Consider the following 18,155-nt stretch of genomic DNA (forward strand, 5'->3'; position numbering starts at 1 on the left):
CAACCCCAAGGATATCACCCCCTTACCAACCGACACCCCCCGCCCTATCTCCGGCCCACTCCGGGGGACCCCAATGCCAGAACCGATTCTCGCCATCGCCGGCGTCTCCAAGACGTACAAGGGCGGTTTCACCGCGCTCCATCACGTCGACCTGACGATCAACAAGGGCGAAATCTTCGCGCTGCTCGGCCCCAATGGCGCCGGCAAGACGACGCTGATCAGCATCATCTGCGGCATCGTCACCCCCTCGACCGGCACGATCCAGGTCGCCGGTCACGACGCGATCACCGACTATAAGGCGGCCCGCCGCCGCATCGGCCTCGTGCCGCAGGAACTGTCGGTCGACATGTTCGAGACGGTGCTCGCCACCGTCACCTTCTCGCGCCGGCTGTTCGGCCGCTCGGGCCACAGCGCCTATATCGAACAGGTGCTGCGCGACCTCTCCCTGTGGGACAAGCGCGATTCCAAGATTATGGAACTCTCGGGCGGGATGAAGCGCCGCGTGCTCATCGCCAAGGCGCTGGCACACGAGCCGGAGGTCCTGTTCCTCGACGAACCCACCGCGGGCGTCGACGTCGCGCTCCGCCGCGACATGTGGAAGCTGGTCCACGGCCTGCGCGAACGCGGCGTGACGATCATCCTCACCACCCATTATATCGAGGAGGCCGAGGAGATGGCCGACCGCGTCGGCGTGATTGACAAGGGCCGGCTGCTGCTCGTCGAGGAGAAGGCGGCGCTGATGCACAAGCTCGGCAAGCGCGAGCTCGACCTGACGCTGGTCGAGCCGCTCGCCGCCGTCCCAGCGGGCCTCGAACGCTGGCAGCTCAGCCTGCAGAGCGACGGCAAGGTGCTCCGCTACGTCTTCGACGCGACCGAGGAACATACCGGCATCCCGTCGCTGCTGCGCGAACTCGCCGAGCGGCATATCGGCTTCAAGGATCTGGAGACCTCCAAATCCAGCCTCGAGGATATTTTCGTCGATCTGGTGGGACAACGCGTATGAACCTCCACGGCGTCTGGGCGATCTATCGCTTCGAAATGGCGCGCTCGCTGCGCACCCTGTGGCAGAGCCTCGTCGGGCCGGTGCTGACCACCAGCCTGTATTTCATCGTCTTCGGCGGCGCGATCGGCAGCCGCATGCAGAGCGTCGACGGCGTCGGCTACGGCAGTTTCATCGTACCGGGACTCATCATGCTGTCGCTGCTCACGCAAAGCGTCGGCAATGCCTCGATCGGCATCTATTTCCCCAAATTCACCGGCACGATCTTCGAATTGCTCTCCGCGCCGGTGTCGGCGATGGAGATGGTGCTCGGCTATGTCGGCGCGGCGGCGACCAAGTCGGTCGTGCTTGGCGTCATCATCCTCGCCACCTCGGCCTTCTTCGTGCCGATCCGCGTGCTCCATCCCGGCGCGATGATCGCCTTCCTGCTGCTCACCGCGATCGCCTTCAGCCTGTTCGGCTTCATCCTCGGCATCTGGGCGAAGAGCTTCGAACAGCTCAATTTCGTGCCGATGCTGCTGATCACGCCGCTGACCTTCCTCGGCGGCAGCTTCTATTCGATCGACATGCTGCCGCAGCCATGGCGGACGGTCAGCCTGTTCAACCCGGTCGTCTATCTGGTCAGCGGCTTCCGCTGGAGCTTCTTCGGCAAGGGCGACGTCGATATCGCGGTCAGCCTCGGCGTGACGCTCGGCTTCCTCGTCGTCTGCCTCGGCATCATCGCCTGGATCTTCAAGAGCGGCTGGCGGCTGAAGAACTGAGCCGCCGCCGCACCCGCGCCGACAGCGCCGGGCGCAGCACGAGCGCGTTGAGATCGACGAGCACGTGGACGCCCATCGGCACCCAGAGCGCGCCGGTCCCCATGTAGAGCGCGGTCAGCAGCCCGCCACCGACGAAGGTTGCCGCCATGCCTACCCGCCCCTGATAGCGGTGCATCGCGGCAAAGGCGGCAGTGGCGACGATCACCCCGGCGAGCCCCGAGCCGGTCGCCATCGCGACGATCAGCGGCAGCCAGAGGCGGTAGAACAATTCCTCCGCCGTCCCGGCGGCCAGCGCCAGCACTGCGGCGGGCCAGAGGTCGGCGTCGCTGGTCGGCATCACCGAGCGGGCGTCGCCCGCGGTCCACGGCGCCCGCCCGCGCCGCGCCCGCCACCAGGTGAGGATCAGCCCGAGCAGGCTCCCCGCGCCGAGCCCGATCGCGACGGTCTGCGCATCGATCGTGCCGGGCGGCATGCCGAGATAGAAAGCGAGCGGCAGGAATTCCGCGGGAAGCGTGCCGATACCCGACAGACGCTGCACGACGAGCAAGCCGACAAGCGCGGTAACGCCATAGCCGAGCCACAGCGTCGCCGCCCAGCGCAGATGACGCGCGCCGAACGCGATACGCCGCCACGCGAACATCCGCCCGCGTCGCAACAAGACGAGCTGATAGCCGACGGTAAGGACGAGGAGGATGGCGAGCATTCAGATCACTTCGTCACCCCGGACTTGTTCCGGGGTCCACTCCGCGGCGAGGAGAAGGGTTGGAGGCGGCACCGCTCGCCTGCGGCACTGTGGACCCCGGAACAAGTCCGGGGTGACGACCGCCTAGGATAACCGCACTCCCCGCCCCGGATCAATCCGTGCGATGTTCGCCCTTCACCCAGCGGACCGTGCCGGTCGAGGCGCGCATCACGACGCTCTCGGTGGTCATCTTGCCCTTGCGGCGCTTGACCCCCTCCAGCAGCGATCCGTCCGTGACGCCGGTCGCGGCGAAGATGCAGTCGCCCTTGGCCAGCTCTTCGAGGTCGTATTGCTTGTCGAGGTCGGCGATGCCCCATTTGCGCGCCCGCGCGCGCTCGTCGTCGTTGCGGAACAGCAGCCGGCCCTTGAATTGGCCGCCGACGCAGCGCAGCGCCGCGCAGGCCAGCACGCCCTCCGGCGCGCCGCCCGAGCCCATATAGACGTCGATCGTCGTATCGGGATCGGCCGTCGCGATCACCCCCGCGACGTCGCCGTCGCCAATTAGCATCACGCCGCAACCGATGCTGCGCAGCTCGGCGATCAGCGCCTCGTGACGCGGCCGGTCGAGTACGCAGGCGATGATCTCGTGCGGCGCGACGCCCTTGGCGGCGGCGATCGCATGGACGTTCTCCGTCGGCGTCCTGTCGAGATCGATGACGCCGGCGGGCAGGTTCGGGCCGACCGCGATCTTGTCCATATAGACGTCGGGCGCATTGAGCAGGCCGCCCTTTTCGGCGATCGCCAGCACCGCGAGGCTGTTCGGTCCCGCCTTGGCGCAGATCGTCGTGCCCTCCAGCGGATCGAGCGCGATGTCGATCGCCGGACCGTTGCCGGTGCCGACCTTCTCGCCGATGAACAGCATCGGCGCCTCGTCGCGCTCGCCTTCGCCGATCACCACGGTGCCGTCGATGTCGAGTTCGTTAAGCGCCGCGCGCATCGCCTCGACCGCGGCGGCGTCGGCGGCCTTCTCGTCGCCGCGCCCGGTCAGCGTCGAGGCGGAGATCGCCGCCGCTTCGGTGACGCGCACCATCTCGAGGACGAGGACGCGATCGAGGACCTGGCTGGCGGCTTGCATGCTATACCTCTGTTTAACGTGTATAACAGCGGTGTACCCCGGCGGAGCGGCAACGACAAGCGCCAACGCGTCTCGCGCCGGGGCGTCTTGAAGGCCGGCGTGGCTCGGCACATCAATATCCCACATACCGTCACCCCGGACTTGTTCCGGGGTCCACCGGGCCGCAGGCGCGGGCCCACGGCTCTGGTCAGTCTCCTCGCCGCGGAGTGGACCCCGGAACAAGTCCGGGGTGACGTGTTAGGGTGGAAGGGTCGCCCCCACCCCTCACAGCGTGATCGCCGCCTTCATCCCCAATACGCCGACGTCATGCGCCTCGCGCACCCCGCCGGGATGGTGGATATATTGCAGGTTGGGCCTGAGCTCGAGCCAGTCGGCGGGGTGGATGCTGTAATAGACCTCCGCGGCATATTCGGCGTGGCGCACCGGCGTTCCCGGTATCAGCCGGTCGGCGGTCGCGGCGCGGCCGTTGACGTTGGTCCGCGCCGCGGCGACACCGAGCACGTCGCCCGGCACCGCCGGCACCAGCCCCTTGTAGAACACCCCCAGCGACACCTGATTGTCTGTTACCGAAGTCGCCCGGTCCGCCTGCGTGACATTGGCGAACATCGACAGGCCGGTCAGCGCCTTGCCGTCCTTCGACGTACCGGTGAGCTGCTGCTGCATCGTCCCGTAGACGCCGTAGCGACTCGTATGCTGGAGCGGCGACAGGCCGGTGACGACGCTGGGATTGCGATTGACGTCGAGCAGCACGTCGTCGCCCCGCGCAGTGCCGAGCCATGCGCCGACCTTGTACGAACCGACCTGCCCGTCGTCACCGCCGCGCGTCCAGCCGACCTCGACCGGGATCAGCGCGCCGGTTGCACCGTGGAAGCGCCAGACGAAGAAGTCGTTGTCGAGATTGCGCGGATTGATCTCGTAGACGCCGCCCTGCACGTACAGGTCGCGCGGCAGGTCGACCCGGACCCGCGCACCCCATTGGCCGACGGGCCAATTCTGCCAATAATCGCCGACGAGATTGCCCGGCTGCGCGCCGCAGAAGCTCAAATTCATGAAATGGCACGAGAAGACCGCGAAATCCTCGCCCGGATTGGTGCGGCCGAGCTTGATCTCGACGCGCGGGCCGATCCGCTGCTCATACCATAATTGCGTCACGCGCACCGTCTGGCCGCGACCATAGACCTCCTGCACCTGCTGCAGCGAATCGATGCCGGCATCCGCGGTCAAGTTGCGCCCGCGCCGCCACGTCACCGTCGCCTGGAACGCGCCGCCCGTCAGCCCGGCGAGCTTGTCGAGGTCGAGCAGGACGCCGGCGTCGAACTGGCCGGTCTCGCGGAACAGCTTCCGGTCGCCGCCCGCGACATTGTAGCCGCTTTCCGAGGCATAACGCGCGGTGACGCCGATCCCGCGCTGGCCGAGCCGGGTGCGGATTTCCTGCCAGTCGCCGATCAGGCCCGGCGGCGGCGCACTCTGCGTGTCGCCGATCAGTGCCGAGGGCGAGGTATCGCGGGTGCGGGCGATCGCGGTGCGAGGCCGGTGCTGGGTATCGCCCTGACTGCTGTCGGGGGTCGCCTCGGCGGTGTCGGGCGGCGGCGCGGAGGCGCCGACATCGACCTGTTGGGCGTGCGCGGTGCCGGTGAGCAACATGGCAATGGAAAGGCTGGCGAATACGAAGCGTAGCGTCATCGAAGGTCCGTCAGAGCAACGCGGAGACCCGCCCCCGCAGGGTCGACAACGGACCGAACCGCCATTGGTTCGCCAGCCGAAACGATTTTGGCGATTGTGGCGGATCGGCAACGCTCGCCGCGTCGGGCCTCAGCTGCGACAGCCGATCAGGCCTGCGACCGGCACCGCGATCGCATCCTGCCCCGGCCGCTCGATCTGCATCGACCCGCTCGGCACCCGCGCCCCCGCGGTCAGCCCGTCCTGCTGGACGATCTCCATCGCCAGCCGCACGCTGAGATCGCCGCCGCGATAGTCGATCGCCTCGGCGAAGCCGAGCCGCCCCGCCCCCTCGCCGTCGCCGCTTCGTACCAGGTCGATCGTCTTGCCGCCGATCGACAGGCGCAGCGTCGCCGGATCGGCGACCGCCATCGCCACCAATTGCCGGTCCGCAGGGTTCCACAGATAGGCGGCACAGCCCTTGACCGGCAGCCGCTGCTGACCGATCGGTCCGAGTACGGACGGCGCGGCGGGGGCCGCGGGCGCGGCGGTCTGGGCGACGACGGCGAGGAACAGCGCGATCATGGCGCGATCGTTACCATGGCCAGCCACGCCGGGTAAGCCGCCACGCCGAGCAATGCGCCGAACGGCATCGCGGTGTCGCGTGCCATGCGCCGCCCGCTGAGATGCGCGAACACTGCGACCCCCAGCCCGACCAGGCTCGCGATCACCAACACCGCCGGCAGCATCCGCCAGCCGAGCCACAATCCGATCGCCCCCATCAGCTTGGGATCGCCGCCGCCCATCCCCTCGCGGCCCCGCCACGCTTTATAGCCCAGCGCGATCCCGGCGAGCGCCGCATAGCCGGCGATGCCGCCGATCAGCCGATCCGCCAGCGCGGGCGCCAGCCCCACCGCGCCGCTCGCCAGCCCGGCCAGTGCGAGCAGCGTGGTCAGCCGGTCGGGCAGCCAGAAGGCGACGATATCGAGCGCCGCGAGCGCCAGCAGCAGCCAGCCGAACACCGCCCCCGCCACGCCGGCCCAACCGGGCGCGACCGCCCCGGCCAGCAAGCCGATCGCCAGCGCCGCCAGTTCGATCCACAGATGGCCGGGATCGATCCGCGCGTCGCAGCCCCGGCACCGCCCGCGTTGCGCCACGAAACTGACGATCGGCACCAGCTCGACCGGTGCGAGCGTCCGCCCGCACGCGTCGCACGCCGACCGTCCGTCCGCGATCGACCGCCCCGCCGGCCAGCGGATCACCAGCGCCGCGATGAAGCTGCCGAAGATCGCCCCCAGCCCGCCGAGCAGCGCCGCCCAGCCGACGGCGCTCACGTCATGCCCCTTCGGTTTGCGGGTCGGGATCGCGGATCAGATAGCGGTAGACACCGAGCAGATCGATCAGCAGCAGCACGATGTTCTGCGATCCCAGCGCCCAGTCGCGCATCACCGCCGCACCGACCAGCCACGCGACCGCCGACAGGCAGAACAGCACCATCGCCCATCCGGTATCGCGCCGCCCCCAGTCCAACGCCACGACGGTCGCTGCAATCATCCCGCTGATCGACGCAAACCACCGTATAGGCTCGATAAATTCTTCCATGACGGCTGAGCGAGCGGGCGTGGAATTGTATCCCGCCGATCAATTCCTCCCCCGCCAGGGGGAGGCCTATCGCATATGGCTGCGGTGTTGAGGATCGAGCCGCTTGCCCATGTTCTTCGTCACCCCGGACTCGTTCCGGGGTCCACCGGGCCGCAAGAGAATGGTGTCGGATCATGCCTTTCTCCTCGCCGCAGAGTGGACCCCCGAACGAGTCCGGGGTGACGAGGTGGATTTGGCAGACGGCGGACCCATACAGATCTTCATATGCGATAGCCCTGCCGCCAGGGGGAGGATTGAGAACGGCCTTTCCTCCCGCGACCATTATGCCGACCGGCAGCAACGCTGGACCTGCCGTATCCCGTCATTGCCCCGCCCCCTGCCACACCCTAGATCGCCCTCAACTAGAAACACCGGAGAGCGTATGTCCACCGATCCCGTCGTCATCGTCAGTTACGCCCGCACGCCGATGGGCTCGTTCCAGGGTGCGCTCGCCGGCGCCTCGGCGACCGAGCTCGGCGCCGCCGCGGTCAAGGCCGCGGTCGACCGTGCCGGAGCCTCGGCGGAGGCGATCGAGCGTATCTACATGGGCTGCGTCCTGCCCGCCGGCCTCGGCCAGGCCCCCGCCCGCCAGGCGGCGATCGGCGCGGGTCTCGGCACGCATGTCGAGGCGACGACGGTCAACAAGATGTGCGGATCGGGCATGCAGGCGGCGATCATGGCCGCCGATGCGCTCGCCGCGGGGTCGGTCGACCTGCTCGTCGCCGGCGGGATGGAGAGCATGACCAACGCCCCCTATCTCTCGCGCAAGCATCGCGGCGGCGCGCGCATCGGCCACGATACCTTCTACGACCATATGTATCTCGACGGGCTCGAGGATGCCTATGAGCCCGGCAAGCTGATGGGCAATTTCGCCGAGGATACCGCCGCCGACTATCAGTTCACCCGCAAGGCGATGGACGATTATGCGATCGAGTCGCTGCACCGCGCGCAGCGCGCGCAGGGGTCGGGCGCGTTCGATCGCGAGATTGTGCCGGTCGAGGTGAAGGGCCGCAAGGGTTCGACCACCGTCGCGCTCGACGAACAGCCGGCCAAGGGCGACGTCGCCAAGATCCCGACGCTCAAGCCCGCTTTCTCGCGCGAGGGCACGATCACCGCCGCCAACGCCTCGTCGATCTCCGACGGTGCGGCGGCGCTGGTGATGACCCGCGCCAGCGTCGCCGAGCGGCTCGGCCTCACCCCGATCGCCCGCGTCGTCGCGCATGCCGCGCACGCGCACGATCCGGCCAAATTCACCACCGCGCCGGTGTTCGCGGTGCGCAAGGCGATGGACCGCGCCGGCTGGAGCCGCGACGACATCGACCTGTTCGAGGTCAACGAGGCGTTCGCGGTGGTGTCGATGATCGCGATCCACGATCTCGGCATCGACCCCGCCCGCCTCAACGTCCACGGCGGCGCCTGCGCTCTCGGCCATCCGATCGGCGCGAGCGGCGCGCGCATCCTCGCGACCCTGCTGTCGGCGCTCGAAACGAACGGCCAGCGCCGCGGCATGGCGTCGCTGTGCATCGGCGGCGGCGAGGCGACCGCGATGGCGGTCGAACTGATGAACTGACGCGCCTCCCCTCCCTGCACGGGAGGCTAGCGCATATGGATGCTCGATTGAGCCCGCCGTGTCCCAGGCCTACCCCGTCACCCCGGACTTGTTCCGGGGTCCACCCTGCGGCGAGGAGAAAGGCTTGATTCGTTACCGTTCTCCTGTGGCCTGGTGGACCCCGGAACGAGTCCGGGGTGACAAATCTGATGAGGCCACCGATCGAACCTCATTACCGCAGCCATATGCGATAGCCCTGCCCTGCATGGGAGGGGAGCGCCTAGCGCATCACGGCAGCCGCTCGGTCGGCTCGACACCCCACAGGCTTCCGACCTCGACGAAGCCCGCCTGCCCGCGCACGTCGAAGCGGCACCAGCCGCCGCCGCAGGCGCTCAGCCGCCCGACGACGCCCGGTGCGGCACGCCACAGCAGCTTCGCGCCGCTCGACGCGCGTTCGTGCATCTCGACCGGCTGCGCGCCGCGGACGATCGCCGTCCGCCGTTCGCTCAGCAGCGCGGCGAGCATCCAGCCCTGCGTGCCGTCGGGATCCTCGACCTTGCGCCATTGCTTGAACGTCGCGACGACGCGCACCGGCAGATCGGCGCGCTGGTACAGCCAGCTCGCCGGATAGGTCTTGTCGGGGCCGGTGCGCATCCGCGCGCGACCGGCGTTGATCGACGCATAATAAGGCAACGTCTTCTTCGCCTCGGCGGCCAGCGCGCCGCCGTCGACCGCCAGCATCGCCAGTCCCGCGACCGCTAAAGCCCAATGGCGCATCATAACATTCCTCAATCTGGATGCCCCTCTCTAGCGCGGACGCGGGCAGGAGCAACGATCCGTTGACGCGACCCACGCGCTCCGCCAAGCCGATGCCGCGATGCCAGAGCCCCGCAAGACCCCCAGGGTGATCGTCACCCGCGAGCTCGCCGACACGGTGATGGACCGGCTCGAGGCGCTGTTCGACACCACCAACAATCGCGGCGACGCGGCGATGACGCGCGACCAGCTCGCCGCGGCGATGGCGGATTGCGACGTGCTCGTCCCCACCGTCACCGACGAGATCGACGCCGCGCTGATCGAAGGCGCGGGCGAGCGGCTGCGGCTGATCGCCAATTACGGTGCCGGCGTGAACCATATCGCGCTCAAGGCCGCGCGCGCGCGCGGCATCATCGTCACCAACACGCCCGGCGTGCTGACCGAGGATACCGCCGACATGGCGATGGCGCTGATCGTCTCGGTGCCGCGCCGGCTCGCCGAGGGCGAGAAACTGGTGCGCTCGGGCGAATGGCACGGCTGGAGCCCCGGCGGCATGCTCGGCCACCGGATCGGCGGCAAGGCGCTCGGCATCGTCGGCATGGGCCGCATCGGCCAGGCGGTGGCGCGGCGCGCGCGCGCCTTCGGCCTGTCGATCCATTACCACAATCGCCGCCGCCTGCCCGCCGTCGTCGAGGCGGAGCTGGGCGCGACCTTCCATGCCGATCTCGACGACCTGCTCGGCCTCGCTGATATCGTCAGCATCCACACGCCGCTCAACGCCGACAGCCGCGACCTGATCGACCGCCGCCGCATCGGCCTGATGCGTACCCACGTCTATGTCATCAACACCTCGCGCGGCGGCATCCTCGACGAAGGCGCGCTGGTCGACGCGCTCGAGGCGGGCCGCCTCGCCGGCGCCGGGCTCGACGTGTGGGAGCACGAACCGCGCATCGATCCGCGGCTGCTCGCGCTGCCCAATGTGGTGATGACGCCGCATATGGGTTCGGCGACGCTCGAAGGCCGGCAGGCGTCGGGCGAGCGCGTCATCCAGAACATCCGCATGTGGGCGGACGGCCATCGCCCGCCCGATCAGGTGCTCGAAGGCTGGGCCTGATCGCCCCGCCGCCCGGTGACAAAATGTTGCCGGCCGGAACATCTTGCTGCGCAGCACCATTTATGCCGCTTCAGATCAGCAAGGGAAATCAACGATGAAGATCAAGCCGCTCGCCGTCTCCGCGCTCCTGCTCGGCTCCGCGATCAGCCTGTCGGCCTGTTCGACGCTCAAGGGTGCCGGCATCGGCGCCGCGGGTGGCGCGGGCGTCGCCGCGGCGACCGGCGGCAGCGTCGAAAAGGGTGCGGCGGTCGGCGGCGCCGGCGGTGCGGTCGTCGGCACCGTCGCCGACTAAACGAGGTTCGGGAGCGTCGAGCGCCTCAACCCGGCGCTCCCGTACACCGGGCAAGCAGTCGCGCCCGCACCCGGTCCTTGTCCCGCCCGAAGCGGCCGAGGATCGAGATCATCTCGTCCCGCGCCGGCACGAACAGGGTTTCGCCACCGACGGCGACCGCCACCCGCGTCGCCGGCACCAGCGCCGTCCAGCCCGCGCCTTCGGCGAGCATCAGCCCGCCCATGATCTCGACGTCGTGATCGCTCCGCTGCCAGCGCGCGAACACCTTTGATCGGAAGCGCGGATGCGCATCGCTCGCCACCAGCGCAACGCCCAATCGCGCCGCCAGCGCCCGGCCGTCGCGCTCGCCGGTCAGCAGATCGATATCGGCCACCGCGGTCTCGCCGCCGAGCAGCACCACCGCCGCGCTGCCGATGATCCACCACGGTGCAGCCGCGGCGCGCATCGCCTGCGCCACCGCGACCAATGCCGTCTCGACCGCCGCGTCCATCGCGCCGACGGTCCGCTCAGTCCCCGGTCAGGATTCGATCGACCAATTGCTTCACCGTCGGCACGAAGCCGTTCGAGTAAAACGGATCGCGCTTGAAATTATACGCCGCATGGCCGGCGAACATCAGATTCTGGTCGATGTCGCCGCCATGCGCGATATCCTGCAGCGTCTTCTGGATGCAGAAGCTGCGCGGGTCGGCGAGCCGCCCGGTCGAATTGGTGTCGGTATCCGCCCAGCTCGAGAACGAGCATTGCGACAGGCAGCCCATGCAATCCGCCTGATCCTTGCGGATGATGCCCTTCTCGACCGGCGTCACGAAAACCAACGTATTGTCCGGCGTCTTCAGCGCATCGGTATAGCCTTCGCCGAACCACTGGCGCGCGCGCAGCAGGTCGTTGCGCGTCACCCAGAAATTCTTGCCCTTCACGCCGACGTCGAGCTGGAAGACGTGATCGCCCGCCTCCTGCGTCGAAAAGGCGATCTGCCGCTCGGACCGCGCTTCCAGATTGCGCAGGAACGGATTGCGCACCGCCGACGAATAGAAGCCGGTCGGCGAAAAGCGGTGCAGCAGCACCTCGCCTTCCTCGATCTCGGTCAGCTTGGCCTTCCAGTCCTGCGGGATCGGGCTTTCCTGCGTCAGCAGCGGCCGCGTGCCATATTGGAAGGCGATCGTGCCGAGTTCCGGATTGTCGATCCAGTCGTTCCAGTCGCGCAGATACCAGACGCCGCCCGCCATCACGATCGGCGTGCTGTCGGGGATGCCGCCCTCGCGCATCACCGCGCGCAATTCGGCGACGCGCGGGAACGGGTCCTGCGGCTTCAGCGGGTCCTCGGCATTCGACAGCCCGTTGTGGCCGCCGGCGAGCCAGGGGTCTTCGTAGACCACCGCCGCCAGCCATTCCGCCGCCTTCGAATAGGCACGCTTCCACAAGGCGCGGAACGCCCGGCCCGACGACACGATCGGCAGATAGGACACGCCGTAGGAGGCGGTGATCTCGGACAGCTTGTAGGGCATGCCGGCGCCGCAGGTGACGCCCGCGACCATGCCGCGCGTCCGCTCCAGCACGCCGTGCAGGATGCGCTGGGCGCCGCCCATCTCCCACAGCACGTTGATGTTGACCGCACCCTTGCCGCCGGCGATCTCATAGGCGCGATGCACCTGCTGCACCGCGCCCTCGATGGCATATTCGACCAGCTCTTCATGCCGTTCGCGGCGGGTCAGCGCGCGATAGACCTGCGGGATGATCTTGCCTTCGGGATCGTAGCTGTCGGCATTGACCGCGGAAACCGTACCGATGCCACCGGCGGCGGCCCATGCTCCGGCAGAGGCATGGTTGGTCGCGGCAACGCCCTTGCCGCCCTCGACGAGCGGCCAGACCTCGCGGCCATTGTAGACAATCGGCTTCAGGCCCTTGAACACGGAAAAATGCACCTCATCCGGGGGTAAATACGACCGGCTATACAAGAAGGATGCCCGGAAGCGAAGAAATTGCGCGCCCGCCGCGGCCGTCCGTCCGGGCTTAGGCCGCGGTTAACCCCGTTGCGCCACACAGGCGCGATCGACGCGTCACGCGAGGGGAAGGCAATACCGATGGGGGTCCTCAATCACCTGATCGCGCCGCGGCGGGCGCCGGGCGCCTTGCTGCCGGTGCAGCCCCAGTCGCCGCTCGGCACGCTGCTGCTGCCGCAATTCGCGCAACTCGGCTGCGTCGCTGGCGCATTGCCCGATCACGGCCCAACCGGCTCGGCCTGGTCGCGCGCCTATGTCCTCGGTGCGGCCTGCGCCTCGCTCCAGCAGCATGGCGCCGCTCCGGTCAGCGATCACGCCTGTTTCGCCGCCGCACTCGACGCATTCGCGCTGACCTATGGCGAAACCGACGCCCGCGCGATCCTCGCCGCGACCATCGCCGCCGCCGAGGCGCAGGAACCCGAGGTCGAGGACGGCCTGCTGCAAGGCGCCGCCGACCTTGCGCTGGCGACCTCCGGCGGCGCCGCCGCCGCGCTCCACTTCGCCACACGGCTCGGCGAGGAACTCGCCGAGGAGGCGTGAGCCCGACGGCAGGGCCCGTGCTCCCGCGCCGGCTGAAGTACCGCGAAAGCCGCTCAGCAGGTAAAGAGCGGATTTTTTTGCAGAAGGCTCGCCTTGAGCCGAAGTGTGGCTTGGTCCCCGCAGCCCGAGAGCCCGGAGCTATCGCATATGGCTACGCCGATGAGGCTCGATCGGTTTCCCCAAGAGATTCGTCACCCCGGACTTGTTCCGGGGTCCACCCAGCCGCAAGAGAAGGGTATCCAATCCAGCCTTTCTCCCCGCCGCAGGGTGGACCCCGGAACAAGTCCGGGGTGACGGGGTGGGTTTGGGACCCGGCCGGGACAAATGAGGGTTCATAACCGACAGCCCGGCCCCGGCGACGAAGCCGCGAAACGAACGCCGGCCCCTATCCCAGCACCCCCGGCCGTCCCATCGCCGCGCCGTACAGCGCCTTGTACCGCGCGATCATCGTGGCCTCGTCGAACGCGGCGCGCGCCTGCGCCCGGTTCGCCGCGCCCACCCGCGACCGCAGCGCCGCATCGGACACCAGCGTCTGCAACGCATCGCGCAGCAGCACCTCGTCGCCGCCGGTGACAAACGGCGCATTCTCCACCGACACCATCCGCGGCACGTCGCCGACCGGCGTGCTCACCACCGGCAGGCCCGCCGCCATGCCCTCGACGACGCTGATCGGAAATTGCTCGCTCGCCGAGGACAGCGCGATGATGTCGAAATGGCCGACGAAGCGATGCGGCTCGCCGAGGAACCCCGGCATCACCACGCGATCGGCGATGCCCATCGCGCGCGCGGTCGATTCGATCGCCGCACGCTCGGGCCCCTCGCCGACGATCACCAGCCGGAACCGGCCGGCGATGCCGCCGCAGGCGCGCACCAGCAGCGGCAGGTTCTTGACCTCGCGCAGGCCGGCGAGCGCGCCGATCACCACCTCCTTGCCGTTCGGCACGAAGCCGGGGATCGCGCGCAGCTCGGGCTTCTGCGCGTAACGGGCGGTGTCGATGCCGTTGGCGATACGATGCACCCGCGCCGCCGGCTGCTTCCACGTCCTGAACGCGATGTCCTCCAGCACCTCGGACGGCACCACCAGCGCATGCGCCGCGCCGAGCGCGATCCGCCGATAGACGTTGCGCTCGATCTTCAGCCCCTTGGCCTCGTCGGCGTTGAAACCGTCCTCGTGATGGACCAGCGGCGGCGCCCCCTTGGGGAAGACGCGCCGCGCCATCACCCCGTCGATCGCCCCCCAATTGTAGGTCAGCACCAGATCGAAGCGCCGCATGAATCGGGCCAGCGCCTCGTAGCGCGCCACCGACGGCCGCCCGGTCAGCGCCGGCGGGTCCTGCGCGATCTCGTAGCGCACGCCCCTGGCGATCGAGGCGCGCGCGCCGAGCTGGTCGGGCACGCCGCTGACGATCGTGTGCCGCGCGGCATCGCCGAAGGCGTTCATCAGCCGCACCGCCCGCGCCTCCTTGCCGCCCAGGCTGAAGCTCGAATGGAGGTGCAGGATATGAACGGGTTGCGGCATGCCGTGTCGTGTAGCGGCGCGGCGGGGTTCGCGGAAGAACGGTTTACCGCAGCGGCAGCCAGCGTCCCTCGATTACCGATCGCCACGCCCATTCCACCGGCGCGATGCGGAACCGCCGCACCCACAGCACCGCCGCCCATAGCAGCAGCGCGTCGACCGCCAGCGCCAGCGCCATCATCGCCGCCCAGCCCATCCGCCCGTACAGGCCAAGCCCGTAAGGCGAGAAGATCAGCCACGACACGATCAGCGTCTGCGCAACGTACAGCGTCAGCGCGGTCCGCCCCGCCGCCGCGAACGGCGCCAGCCACCGCCCGCCGCGCACGCTGCCGACGAGCAGCGCGACCGCCGCGACATGCCCCAGCGTCGTCGCGAGCCGCGCGATATCGTCCCACATCCACGCGACGCCGATCCGCCCGTCGAAGCGCGTCGCCTCCCACGCGCCATACACGCGCAGCGGCAATCCGATGCCATAGCCCCAGGCGAGCATCCGCCAATAGCGCCGCCGCGACCAGCCACCCTGCAACGCCCCCAGCCGGAACAGCCCCGCGCCGATCAGCATCGTCGCCGCCGCCTCCCAGACGTAGACGATCTCCTCGCCGCCGAGCCGCTCCAGGCCGACGCGGCGCTGCCCCGCGGTCCAGTCGGCAGGGCTGCCGTGGCCGAAGCGATCCTCGCGCGCCACCGCGGCGGCATTCTCCCGCGCCATCTGCACCCGCGCCGCCGCCGGCATTTCGGTCGTCAGGCCGCTCGCCAGCGTGAACGCCGCATAGGACAGGCCGAGGACGAACAGCGCCCGCGTCGACAGCATCCGGAAGCCGCAGGCGACCAGCGCCGCCACCGCATAGGTGTGCAGGATGTCGCCCGGCCACAGCAGCAGGAACATGTGCGCGATGCCCAGCGCCCATAGCACCGCATTGCGCCAGCCGTAGCGCAGCGCCACCGCCAGCGGATTGTCGCTCGCCGCCGCGATCCGCTCGGTCAGGATCAGCATCCCCGCGCCGAACAGCATCTCGAGCAGCGCGCGCGCCGTCCCCTCGACCAGCAATGTGTCGAGCCACCATGCCACCCGATCGGCGCCGCTCCAGCCGATATGGCGGATGTCGGACCAATTGGCGGTCATCGACGCGCCCATCTCGCTGACGTTCATCAGCAGGATGGCGAGGATCGCCACCCCGCGCAGGATATCGAGCAGGACGAGCCGCGGCGCCCCATCCGGCTCGTCGCCGGCGGGCGTCACGCTACCGCTTTCTCCAGCAGCGCGTCGATCGGCGCCTGCAACGCCGGCTCGCTCAGCGTCGGCGCATGGCCGACGCCGGGGAGCGTCACCAGTTCGCCCTGATCGAGCGCCGCCAGCATCCGCTCCGCCACCGGCTGCGACAGCACGTCGGAGCGACCGCCGCGGACGATCAGCACCGGCACCGCGCGCAACGCCGACAGTGCCGCCCACATGTCCGGCCCGCTCTCGTTGCCCGGCGTGCGGAACGGTTCGGCGATCTTGAGGTCGTAATCGAGCACGATCCGCCCGCTGCTGGTCAGCCGGTAGACGCGCTTGGCCATCGCCAGCCAGTCCTCGATCTTCCAGTCGGGATAGACGTCGGCATTGCCGTCCTGCAACGCACGCGCGGCGTGCATCCAGGTCGGGCAACTGCTGCCCTTGCCGACATAGCCGCGGATGCGGGTGATCCCGCTCGCCTCGATCTCCGGCCCGACGTCGTTGAGCAGCGCCGCGGCGATCCCCGCCCCCGCCTGCGCGAGCAGCATCGTCACGATCCCGCCGAGCGAGGTGCCGACCGCGACGACGCGCGTGATGCCGCGTTCGGCGAGCAGCGCCTGCACGTCCGCGACATAGGTCGCGGGGACATAGGTCATCGGATCCTTGGCATATTCGCTTTTGCCGCGGCCGCGGAAATCGACCGCGATCACCTGCCGCCGCCCCGCCAGCCGCGCCGCCAGCGCGTCGTAATCGCGCGCGTTGCGGGTGAGGCCGGGCAGGCAGAGCACCGGCGGAAGGCGGTCGTCGCCCGGATAGAAACGATAATGCAGCTTCAGCCCGTCGGCCGACAGCCAATAGCAGTTTTCATAAGCGGCCATGGTTGCGTCCTGAGGTTGGCGACCTCCATATCCACACATGCCCCCATCCCCGCAAGCATACCGCCCCGCCACCGCGTTGCTCGATCTCGGGCCGACGCTGGCCGATCCGGTCGCCGCCGCCGACTTCCCCGCAACTCGGCTGCGCTTCCGCAACGACCGCGCCGCCGGCGAAATCGGGCTCGACACGCTGGGCGACGACGAATGGACCGAGGCGTTCGGCCGGTTCGTGCCCTTGCCCGGTACGCTGCCGCAGCCGCTCGCGCTGCGCTATCACGGCCATCAGTTCCGCCAGTACAATCCCGAGATCGGCGACGGCCGCGGCTTCACCTTCGCGCAGGTGCGCGACGCGGACGGCCGGCTGATGGACCTCGGCACCAAGGGCTCGGGCACCACGCCGTACAGCCGCTTCGGCGACGGCCGGCTGACGCTGAAGGGCGGCGTGCGCGAGATCCTCGCCACCGAAATGCTCGAGGCGCTCAACGTCCCCACCAGCCGCACGCTGTCGCTGATCGAGACCGGCGAGCAACTGATGCGCGGCGACGAACCGTCGCCGACGCGCTCGGCGGTGCTGGTACGCCTGAGCCACGGCCATATCCGCATCGGCAGTTTTCAGCGGCTCGCCTATCACCAGGACGAGGCGGGCATGCGCGCGCTGGTCCGCTACGTCCTCGCCAATCTCTACGACGAAGATTCGGACGATCCGCTGCGCCTGCTCGACCTCGTCGTCGGCCGCACCGCGACGCTAGCGGCGCGCTACATGGCGGCGGGCTTCGTCCACGGCGTCCTCAACAGCGACAACATCAACGTCACCGGCGAGAGCTTCGATTACGGCCCGTGGCGCTTCGCCCCGAGCTGGGACCCCGCGTTTACCGCCGCCTATTTCGACCATGCCGGCCTCTACGCCTTCGGCCGCCAGCCCGAGGCGATCCATTGGGACGTGATGCAGCTCGCCGCCTCGCTGCGCCTGATCGCCGAGAGCGATCCGTTGATCGCCACGCTCGAGACGTTCGGCCCGCGCTACCAGCCCGAGATCGCCGCCGCATTGCTCTGGCGGCTCGGCGTGCTGCCGCGCGGCGACGAGGCGGACCGGGCGCTGGTGCAGACGATGGAACGCGCGCTGCGCAGCGCCGCCGTGCCGCTCGACCGCTTCTTCTTCGACGTCTTCGGCGGCACGCTACCCGACGGCTACGGCGACGACTGGCAACCGTTCCGCGACGCGCTCGCCGCTTATGCCCCGCGCAAGGACTGCAGCCACGCCTATTGGCAGGGCGACCCGTGCAGCATGCTGATCGACGAGGTCGAGGCGATCTGGGCGCCGATCGCCGAGGCCGACGACTGGAGCGCGCTAAATGCGAAGGTAGCCGCGATCCGGCAGATGGGCGAGGCGCTGGCGTAGCAGCCTCCCCACACCACCCC

General features: G+C 69.1%; 19 protein-coding genes. 7 read left to right on the forward strand and 12 right to left on the reverse strand.

Annotated features, from left to right (window positions below):
• Positions 1-73: 73 nt before the first annotated feature.
• Together FFS23_RS11815 and FFS23_RS11820 are read left to right on the forward strand one after the other, a co-directional pair.
• Positions 74-1,003, forward strand: coding sequence for an ABC transporter ATP-binding protein (locus FFS23_RS11815; RefSeq protein WP_137898746.1), 930 nt, complete (start codon positions 74-76; stop codon positions 1,001-1,003).
• Positions 1,000-1,761, forward strand: coding sequence for an ABC transporter permease (locus FFS23_RS11820; protein ID WP_038661182.1), 762 nt, complete (start codon positions 1,000-1,002; stop codon positions 1,759-1,761). The genes FFS23_RS11815 and FFS23_RS11820 overlap by 4 nt, the downstream gene beginning before the upstream one ends.
• Here FFS23_RS11820 and FFS23_RS11825 read toward each other — a convergent pair.
• The 6 genes from FFS23_RS11825 to FFS23_RS11850 all read right to left on the reverse strand — a co-directional run bounded on the left by FFS23_RS11825 (position 1,733) and on the right by FFS23_RS11850 (position 6,791).
• The gene (locus FFS23_RS11825; protein ID WP_137898747.1) at positions 1,733-2,464 is read right to left on the reverse strand and encodes a CPBP family intramembrane glutamic endopeptidase; all 732 of its coding nucleotides are present in this window, start codon (positions 2,462-2,464) and stop codon (positions 1,733-1,735) included. The two genes, FFS23_RS11820 and FFS23_RS11825, sit on opposite strands and share 29 nt — an antisense overlap.
• 151 nt (positions 2,465-2,615) lie before the next feature.
• Entirely contained in the window at positions 2,616-3,578 is a 963-nt protein-coding gene (gene glpX / locus FFS23_RS11830) for a class II fructose-bisphosphatase (protein ID WP_137898748.1), read from the reverse strand.
• A 264-nt stretch (positions 3,579-3,842) separates the two neighbouring features.
• Positions 3,843-5,261 carry a carbohydrate porin gene (locus FFS23_RS11835; RefSeq protein WP_249340645.1) on the reverse strand — a complete coding sequence of 473 codons (1,419 nt, stop codon included), beginning with the start codon at positions 5,259-5,261 and terminating at the stop codon, positions 3,843-3,845.
• Positions 5,262-5,390: 129 nt separating this feature from the next.
• Positions 5,391-5,822 carry a hypothetical protein gene (locus FFS23_RS11840; protein ID WP_137898749.1) on the reverse strand — a complete coding sequence of 144 codons (432 nt, stop codon included), beginning with the start codon at positions 5,820-5,822 and terminating at the stop codon, positions 5,391-5,393.
• Positions 5,819-6,571, reverse strand: coding sequence for a prepilin peptidase (locus FFS23_RS11845; protein ID WP_137898750.1), 753 nt, complete (start codon positions 6,569-6,571; stop codon positions 5,819-5,821). The genes FFS23_RS11840 and FFS23_RS11845 overlap by 4 nt, the downstream gene beginning before the upstream one ends.
• Before the next feature lies 1 nt (position 6,572).
• The gene (locus FFS23_RS11850; RefSeq protein WP_137898751.1) at positions 6,573-6,791 is read right to left on the reverse strand and encodes a hypothetical protein; all 219 of its coding nucleotides are present in this window, start codon (positions 6,789-6,791) and stop codon (positions 6,573-6,575) included.
• A gap of 469 nt (positions 6,792-7,260) precedes the next feature.
• On the opposite strand from FFS23_RS11850, the gene FFS23_RS11855 reads away from it, so the two are divergent.
• Positions 7,261-8,448, forward strand: coding sequence for an acetyl-CoA C-acyltransferase (locus FFS23_RS11855; protein ID WP_137898752.1), 1,188 nt, complete (start codon positions 7,261-7,263; stop codon positions 8,446-8,448).
• A 267-nt stretch (positions 8,449-8,715) separates the two neighbouring features.
• Here the strand turns inward: FFS23_RS11855 and FFS23_RS11860 are convergent, their stop codons facing one another.
• Positions 8,716-9,204, reverse strand: coding sequence for an SH3 domain-containing protein (locus FFS23_RS11860; RefSeq protein ID WP_038666721.1), 489 nt, complete (start codon positions 9,202-9,204; stop codon positions 8,716-8,718).
• A gap of 100 nt (positions 9,205-9,304) precedes the next feature.
• Between FFS23_RS11860 and FFS23_RS11865 the strand changes: the two genes are divergently transcribed.
• Positions 9,305-10,297, forward strand: a complete 993-nt coding sequence (locus tag FFS23_RS11865; protein ID WP_137898753.1) for a 2-hydroxyacid dehydrogenase — start codon at positions 9,305-9,307, stop codon at positions 10,295-10,297.
• Positions 10,298-10,391: 94 nt separating this feature from the next.
• Positions 10,392-10,589, forward strand: coding sequence for a YMGG-like glycine zipper-containing protein (locus tag FFS23_RS11870; RefSeq protein WP_038661201.1), 198 nt, complete (start codon positions 10,392-10,394; stop codon positions 10,587-10,589).
• Positions 10,590-10,614: 25 nt separating this feature from the next.
• Here the strand turns inward: FFS23_RS11870 and FFS23_RS11875 are convergent, their stop codons facing one another.
• Positions 10,615-11,079: a hypothetical protein gene (locus FFS23_RS11875; protein ID WP_249340646.1), complete on the reverse strand. Its 465-nt coding sequence runs from the start codon at positions 11,077-11,079 to the stop codon at positions 10,615-10,617.
• Positions 11,080-11,095: 16 nt separating this feature from the next.
• Positions 11,096-12,499 (reverse strand): NAD(P)H-dependent flavin oxidoreductase, encoded by a 1,404-nt coding sequence (locus FFS23_RS11880; RefSeq protein WP_038661204.1) that lies wholly within the window; start codon positions 12,497-12,499, stop codon positions 11,096-11,098.
• Between the two features lie 171 nt (positions 12,500-12,670).
• Here FFS23_RS11880 and FFS23_RS11885 point away from each other — a divergent pair, with 171 nt between their 5' ends.
• Positions 12,671-13,129 (forward strand): hypothetical protein, encoded by a 459-nt coding sequence (locus FFS23_RS11885; RefSeq protein ID WP_137898754.1) that lies wholly within the window; start codon positions 12,671-12,673, stop codon positions 13,127-13,129.
• Positions 13,130-13,514: 385 nt separating this feature from the next.
• Here the strand turns inward: FFS23_RS11885 and FFS23_RS11890 are convergent, their stop codons facing one another.
• The 3 genes from FFS23_RS11890 to FFS23_RS11900 are packed head-to-tail and all read right to left on the reverse strand — an operon-like array spanning position 13,515 to position 16,739.
• Complete coding sequence (locus FFS23_RS11890) at positions 13,515-14,648, reverse strand: glycosyltransferase (protein ID WP_137898755.1); 1,134 nt, start codon at positions 14,646-14,648, stop codon at positions 13,515-13,517.
• Between the two features lie 43 nt (positions 14,649-14,691).
• Entirely contained in the window at positions 14,692-15,885 is a 1,194-nt protein-coding gene (locus FFS23_RS11895; protein ID WP_249340647.1) for a DUF418 domain-containing protein, read from the reverse strand.
• Positions 15,882-16,739 (reverse strand): alpha/beta fold hydrolase, encoded by an 858-nt coding sequence (locus FFS23_RS11900; RefSeq protein WP_137898756.1) that lies wholly within the window; start codon positions 16,737-16,739, stop codon positions 15,882-15,884. Before FFS23_RS11900 ends, FFS23_RS11895 begins: the two co-directional genes overlap by 4 nt.
• 37 nt (positions 16,740-16,776) lie before the next feature.
• Between FFS23_RS11900 and FFS23_RS11905 the strand changes: the two genes are divergently transcribed.
• Positions 16,777-18,135, forward strand: a complete 1,359-nt coding sequence (locus FFS23_RS11905; RefSeq protein WP_137898757.1) for a protein adenylyltransferase SelO family protein — start codon at positions 16,777-16,779, stop codon at positions 18,133-18,135.
• Positions 18,136-18,155 lie beyond the last annotated feature (20 nt).

The sequence above is a fragment of the Sphingomonas sp. 2SG genome, assembly GCF_005503285.1.
GTDB lineage: Bacteria > Pseudomonadota > Alphaproteobacteria > Sphingomonadales > Sphingomonadaceae > Sphingomonas > Sphingomonas taxi.

Coding starts and splice junctions, on each gene's coding strand:
- FFS23_RS11815 (WP_137898746.1), top strand. CDS start 74: ATGCCAGAACCGATTCTCGCCATCGCCGGCGTCTCCAAGACGTACAAG.
- FFS23_RS11820 (WP_038661182.1), top strand. CDS start 1,000: ATGAACCTCCACGGCGTCTGGGCGATCTATCGCTTCGAAATGGCGCGC.
- FFS23_RS11825 (WP_137898747.1), bottom strand. CDS start 2,464: ATGCTCGCCATCCTCCTCGTCCTTACCGTCGGCTATCAGCTCGTCTTG.
- glpX (WP_137898748.1), bottom strand. CDS start 3,578: ATGCAAGCCGCCAGCCAGGTCCTCGATCGCGTCCTCGTCCTCGAGATG.
- FFS23_RS11835 (WP_249340645.1), bottom strand. CDS start 5,261: ATGACGCTACGCTTCGTATTCGCCAGCCTTTCCATTGCCATGTTGCTC.
- FFS23_RS11840 (WP_137898749.1), bottom strand. CDS start 5,822: ATGATCGCGCTGTTCCTCGCCGTCGTCGCCCAGACCGCCGCGCCCGCG.
- FFS23_RS11850 (WP_137898751.1), bottom strand. CDS start 6,791: ATGATTGCAGCGACCGTCGTGGCGTTGGACTGGGGGCGGCGCGATACC.
- FFS23_RS11855 (WP_137898752.1), top strand. CDS start 7,261: ATGTCCACCGATCCCGTCGTCATCGTCAGTTACGCCCGCACGCCGATG.
- FFS23_RS11860 (WP_038666721.1), bottom strand. CDS start 9,204: ATGCGCCATTGGGCTTTAGCGGTCGCGGGACTGGCGATGCTGGCGGTC.
- FFS23_RS11865 (WP_137898753.1), top strand. CDS start 9,305: ATGCCAGAGCCCCGCAAGACCCCCAGGGTGATCGTCACCCGCGAGCTC.
- FFS23_RS11870 (WP_038661201.1), top strand. CDS start 10,392: ATGAAGATCAAGCCGCTCGCCGTCTCCGCGCTCCTGCTCGGCTCCGCG.
- FFS23_RS11875 (WP_249340646.1), bottom strand. CDS start 11,079: ATGGACGCGGCGGTCGAGACGGCATTGGTCGCGGTGGCGCAGGCGATG.
- FFS23_RS11885 (WP_137898754.1), top strand. CDS start 12,671: ATGGGGGTCCTCAATCACCTGATCGCGCCGCGGCGGGCGCCGGGCGCC.
- FFS23_RS11890 (WP_137898755.1), bottom strand. CDS start 14,648: ATGCCGCAACCCGTTCATATCCTGCACCTCCATTCGAGCTTCAGCCTG.
- FFS23_RS11900 (WP_137898756.1), bottom strand. CDS start 16,739: ATGGCCGCTTATGAAAACTGCTATTGGCTGTCGGCCGACGGGCTGAAG.
- FFS23_RS11905 (WP_137898757.1), top strand. CDS start 16,777: ATGCCCCCATCCCCGCAAGCATACCGCCCCGCCACCGCGTTGCTCGAT.